The organism is Acidisoma sp., from assembly GCF_035492295.1.
Lineage (GTDB): Bacteria > Pseudomonadota > Alphaproteobacteria > Acetobacterales > Acetobacteraceae > Acidisoma.
The window spans coordinates 1-5,556 of record NZ_DATJJK010000006.1; the positions used below are offsets into that span (position 1 = coordinate 1).

At 67.0% G+C, this 5,556-nt stretch carries 5 protein-coding genes; 3 read left to right on the forward strand and 2 right to left on the reverse strand.

Going from position 1 to position 5,556, the window contains the following annotated elements; translation table 11 throughout:
* Nucleotides 1-1,422, forward strand: a 1,422-nt coding sequence (locus tag VL752_RS00465; RefSeq protein ID WP_325351760.1) for an alanine--tRNA ligase-related protein, incomplete at its 5' end; no start/stop codon positions are given.
* Between the two features lie 62 nt (nucleotides 1,423-1,484).
* On the opposite strand, the gene VL752_RS00470 is transcribed toward VL752_RS00465, so the two are convergent.
* Nucleotides 1,485-2,042: a sugar O-acetyltransferase gene (locus VL752_RS00470; RefSeq protein ID WP_325351761.1), complete on the reverse strand. Its 558-nt coding sequence runs from the start codon at nucleotides 2,040-2,042 to the stop codon at nucleotides 1,485-1,487.
* A 12-nt stretch (nucleotides 2,043-2,054) separates the two neighbouring features.
* Nucleotides 2,055-3,005: a glycosyltransferase family 9 protein gene (locus VL752_RS00475; RefSeq protein WP_325351762.1), complete on the reverse strand. Its 951-nt coding sequence runs from the start codon at nucleotides 3,003-3,005 to the stop codon at nucleotides 2,055-2,057.
* 188 nt (nucleotides 3,006-3,193) lie between these two features.
* Between VL752_RS00475 and VL752_RS00480 the strand changes: the two genes are divergently transcribed.
* Together VL752_RS00480 and VL752_RS00485 are read left to right on the forward strand one after the other, a co-directional pair.
* On the forward strand, nucleotides 3,194-4,273 hold the full coding sequence (locus VL752_RS00480; protein WP_325351763.1) for a Zn-dependent alcohol dehydrogenase: 1,080 nt from the start codon (nucleotides 3,194-3,196) through the stop codon (nucleotides 4,271-4,273).
* Between the two features lie 14 nt (nucleotides 4,274-4,287).
* The gene (locus VL752_RS00485) at nucleotides 4,288-5,538 is read left to right on the forward strand and encodes a saccharopine dehydrogenase family protein (protein WP_325351764.1); all 1,251 of its coding nucleotides are present in this window, start codon (nucleotides 4,288-4,290) and stop codon (nucleotides 5,536-5,538) included.
* Nucleotides 5,539-5,556 lie beyond the last annotated feature (18 nt).

Below are 5,556 nucleotides of genomic sequence, written 5' to 3' on the forward strand. Positions count from 1 at the left end.
CTGCGCGAGAAGGGCCGCGCGGTCGATGTCGCGGGCTTCGAAGAAGCGATGACCGAGCAACGCAGCCGCGCCCGCGCGGCCTGGGCCGGATCGGGCGACGCCGCCACCGACCGGGTCTGGTTCGACCTCAAGGAGAAGGTCGGGGCGACCGAATTCCTCGGCTATGCGACCGAAAGCGCCGAGGGCGAGATTCTCGCCGTGGTCGCCGATGGCGCCACGGTCGCGAGCGCGATGCCCGGCACAGAGGTCGCGGTCGTCCTCAATCAGACGCCCTTCTATGCCGAAAGCGGCGGCCAGGTCGGCGATCAGGGCCAAATCCTGGGCGCCGACGGGCTGGTCATCACCGTCACCGATACGCAGAAGAAGCTCGGCGATCTCTTTGTCCATTACGGGCGCGTCGAAAGCGGCCTCGCCCGCCCGGGCTTCGCGGTTCAGGCCAAGGTCGACCACACCCGCCGCAGCGCCATCCGCGCCCATCACTCGGCCACCCATCTGCTGCATGAGGCGCTGCGCCGTGCCCTGGGCACCCATGTCGCGCAGAAGGGCAGCCTCAACGCGCCGGAGCGGCTGCGCTTCGACATCAGCCATCCAAAGCCGGTGACACCGGCGGAACTGGCAGCCGTCGAGGCCGAGGTGAATGCCCGCATCCGCGAGAATTCGGCCGTCACCACGCGGCTGATGACCCCGGATGCCGCCGTGGCCGAGGGTGCCATGGCCCTCTTCGGCGAGAAATACGGTGAGGAAGTGCGCGTCGTCTCCATGGGCGATGGCGATGAGGGGCGCGGCGCCTATTCCATCGAACTTTGCGGCGGCACCCATGTCGGCCGTACGGGCGATATCGGCCTGCTGCGCATCGTCGGCGAGAGCGGTGTTTCGGCCGGCGTGCGGCGGATCGAGGCGGTGGCGGGCGAGAGCGCCTTCCTCAGCCTGCGCGAGACCGAGCGCCTTCTGGATGAGGCGGCAGGCACGCTGAAAGTGCCGCCGGCCGAACTGCCGACGCGCATCGCCGCCCTGGTCGAAGACCGCAAGCGCCTGGAGCGTCAGCTCAGCGAGGCGCAGAAGAAGCTCGCGACCGGTGGCACCGCCGAAATCGAAGAAGCCGGCGGGGTGAAACTGGCGGCCCGCAATCTGGGCGAGGTATCGCCGCGGGAGTTGAAGGGCCTGGCGGAGGCCATCGGCAAGCAGATCGAAAGCGGAGTCGTGGCCCTCGCCTCCACCGCCGAAGGCAAGCTCTCCATCGTGGTCGGCGTTTCCTCCGATCTCACGGCGCGCATCAGCGCGGTCGATCTCGTCCGTGCGGCCGCGGAAGCGGCCGGCGGCAAGGGTGGCGGCGGCCGGCCCGACCTCGCCCAGGCGGGCGGACCGGACGGGGCCCAGGCCGAGGCCGCGCTCGATGCCGTGCGGGCGAAGCTCGCGGGCTGATCCTTCTCAGGTCACCCGCGGTCATAATCCGCGGGGCCCTGCTCTGAAGTGCCAAGGGTCTTTCAGTCCCCGATGGGGCGGATAACCCTCGCCGGCACCCCACCGACGAGGGTGTTCGGGGGAACGTCTTTCGTCACGACCGAACCCGCCGCAACCACGGCATTCTCGCCGACCGTGACGCCGCCGATGATCGTGGCGCCCGCTGCGATCCAGACGTTCCGCTCGATGGCAATCGGCTTTCCGATCGTGGCGGTGCGCCGCTGCGACGGTTCGAGGGGATGACCCGCCGTGATCAAGCTCACATTCGGGCCGATCATGACGTCGTCCGCAATATCGAGACCGCCGAGGTCATAGAAGGTGCAATTCTGATTGATGAAGACGCGGCGCCCGACGCGGATTTCGTCCCCGCCGGCAGTATAGAATGGCGGGATCAGCAAAAAGCTCTCATCGACACGTTTACCAGTAAGTTCGCTGAACAAGGCGCGAATTTCGTCCGCATCGTTGATTGTTAAACGATTGAGGGCGGCGGTGATCGCCATTGCTCGCTTGACGTTCGCCAACATTGCCGCTGATTCCGGCGTACCCCTACGAATGATCTTTGTGCGATCGCCCTTCGACATGACCACCTCGGCTCAGATCAACTCGCCCCGGGCCAGCGCGGCCAGCACCTCGTCCACGGGTAGCTCGGCGAGATTGTCTTCGCGCAGGACGATGTAGCGCTGGCCCTCCGGCCCGCGCGGCTGGGTACGGTTGAAGTCGCTCGCATAGGAAAACAGCGTGACACAGACACAGCCGACAGCGGCGGCGAGATGCATCGGCCCGGTATCATTGCCCACCGCGAAACGCGCGCCGGCGGCAAGCGCCGCCAGGCCCGGCAGATCGGTCTGGCCGGTAAGGTCCACCGCCTCCGGGCATTGCTCCTGGATGCGTGCGGCAAGCGCCCCTTCGGGCCCGGTGCCCACGACAACGGGCGTGATCCCCGCGCGCATCAGCTGCACGGCGAGCTGGCCGTAGAGCACCGTCGGCCAGCGCTTCGCCGGCCGGTGCGGGGAGGCGCCGGGCACAAGCAGCGCGTAAGGCTGCGGCACCTCGGGCGGCTGCGCGGCGTGGATCAGCCAATCGGTCTCCGCGGCCGGCACCAGCGCAATCCCCGCCATGGCCAGTTGGTCGCGCTGCCGCTCCCAGGTGTGCATCTCATCTCGCCCGGCATTGGCATGGGGATGGGAACTGCCGCGGGCGATGCCGGACCAGCCGGGTTTTCCCGCCCAGGCGAAATAGCGGCTGGAGCGGCCGGAGGTCTGCAGATCGTAGACGAAATCGTACCCCCTCAACTTCCGCCGGATCTCCAGGAAGGCACGAACATCCCACCAGGGGGCGCGGCGGTCTATCACCACCTCGTCGAACCAAGGAGAGAGGCGGCCGAGGCGGGCGAAGGGCGCGGTCGTCAGTAACGTGATATGGGCCTGTGGGTGGGCCGCACGGATAGCGGCGAAAGGCCCGAAGGAGAGGATGAAATCGCCCAGCGCGCCGAGGCGGATCACCAGGATTTTCTTCGCCGTCCTGGGGTCCTTGGATCGGGCCATGCTCTCCTGCCTTGCGCTGCGCGGTCTCGGCCGCAGGGCTAGCCCATTCCGGCCGGGAAGGAAACGCCAGGGCCTGCCGCTGGACAGAGCGTCGATTTTCAATCGATGCGACCCCGCCACATTGTCGATGGGCGCGCCCGGTCCGGTCCCCTAGACTCGGCCCCGGAAACAACCGCCGGAGCCCGAGAGTGAAAGCCGCCCTCCTTCATGCGCCGGGCCAACCGTTGACGATCGAAGACGTTCAGATCGCGAAGCCCGGCCCGCGCGAAGTGCTGGTGCGCACAGCCGTGACCGGCCTCTGCCATAGCGATCTGCATTTCATGGATGGCGCCTTTCCGCATCCCCTGCCGCTCGTCCTCGGCCATGAGGCCGCCGGGATCGTGGAAGCGGTGGGATCGGACGTGACGTATGTCCGCCCGGGCGACCCGGTGGTGCTCTGCCTCTCGGTCTTCTGCGGCCATTGCCGTCATTGCCTGACCGGCCATCCCGCCATGTGCGACACGCCAGAGGTCAATCTGCCGCCCGGCACCTCCCGCCGCCTCTCCTGGCAGGGCGAGGTGCTGCACCAGTTCTACAACACCTCGACCTTCGCCGAGCAGGTGCTGGTGCATGAGCATGCGCTGGTGAAGGTGCGTCCGGACATGCCGCTGGACCGCGCGGCGCTGCTCGGCTGCGCGGTGCTGACCGGCACCGGCGCCATCTTCCACCGTGCAGCGGTGCGGCCGGGCGAGACCGTCGCCATCATCGGCTGCGGCGGGGTCGGCCTCGCGGCCGTCAACGGCGCGGCGCTGGCCGGCGCCGGGCGCATCATCGCCATCGACACGCAAGCGTCCAAACTCAACCTCGCGAAAACCCTCGGCGCGACCGACGTGATGGACGCCGCATCGGGAGACGTGGCCGAGGCGGTGCTGGAGCTGACCCATGGCGGCGTTGACCACGCCATCGAATGCATCGGCCTGAAGCGTACGGCGGAAGCCGCCTTCGCCATGCTGGCACCGCGCGGCATGGCGACGATCGTGGGCATTCCGCCCTGGGGGACGAAGCTCGAACTCGATGCCATCGCCATGCTCGCCGACCGGCGCATTCAGGGCAGCCGCATGGGCTCCAACCGCTTCCGCCTGGATATTCCGCAACTCGTCGATTTCTACCTGCAGGGGCGGCTGCATCTCGACCACATGATTTCGGACCGGCTGACACTCCCCGAGATCAATACGGGCTTCGACCGCATGCGGGCTGGCACCGCCGTGCGCCAGATCGTCCTTTTCTGAACGGATCCAAATCTATGCGCATTCTCGTGCTCGGCGGCGCCGGCGCCATGGCGAGCGGCACCGTCCGTGACCTCATCTCGCCCCATCAGGAGCAGATCAGCCGGGTGGTGGTCGCTGACCGGCTGCTCGGCCCGGCCCAGGCCCTGGTCGACAGTTTGGGGGATCCGCGCCTCTCCGCGGTCGAGGTCGATGTCGCGGATGCGGAGGCGCTGGCCCACCTGCTCGCCGATTGCGATCTTTGCATTAATGCGGTGCCGACCTTCGCGGGCCAGCAGATGGTGATCTTCGATGCCTGCCGGCAGGCGGGAAGGCCCTATGTCGATTATGGCGGCATGGGTGTGCTCACCGTCGAGCAGAAAAAGCATCATGCCGCCTGGGCCAAGGCGGGGGTGACCGCCGTTCTCGGCCTCGGCGCCGATCCCGGCATTTCCAACATGGTCTGTCGCGCGGTTGCCGAGCGGCTGGACCAAATCGACCGCATCAACCTCTTCTGGGTCGCAAAAAATTTTGGCGCACCCAGCCCAGTGCTGGTCCCGCCCTATTCGCTGGCGACGCTGCTTGCCGAATATGCCAATCCCTCCCAGCAGTTTCTCGAAGGCCGGCTGCAGGAGGTCGGACCCCGCTCGGGTCAGGAGGTGCTGATTCTGCCTGAACCCTGGGGGCAGACGGAGTTCATGTATACCCAGCACTCCGAGCCGCTGACCGTGCCTTTCTCGCAAGGCATCCGCGACAAGGGCATTCGTGAATTCACCTGGAAGCTGCATCTGCCGGAGCATGAGCATCGCAGTTGGCTCGCGCTCTGCTCGGCCGGTTTTGACGACTATGACGAACCGATCAACGTGCAGGGTCAGATCGTGAAACCGCTGGACCTGCTCGACGCGCTGATCCGCCGCAATATCGAGCGGCGCGGGCATCTGATCCCGGAGAGCGCAATCCACGAACTGCATCTCGCCATCGGCGAGGGAATGATTGGAGGGCAAAGCCACCGCATCAATTGCGCCGTCATTGGCGGCCCTAACCCTGCCTATGCGGGCTTCAATGACCCTGCGACCTCGATCGGGCTCGCCATCGGCGTGCAACTCATGCTGCGCGGGGGCATGCGCCCCGGCGTTTGGGCGCCGGAGGAATGCTTCGAAACCGCCCCCTTCTTCGCGGAACTTCGCCGCCGCCATTTCACCGTGGTGGAGGATCTGCCGCTCGGCGGTGCCCATGCGCCGACCTTCGGCCGGAAGACTGGACAGAGTGTCCAGGAAATTCCGGCCTGACCGGTCTAACCTGTCGAT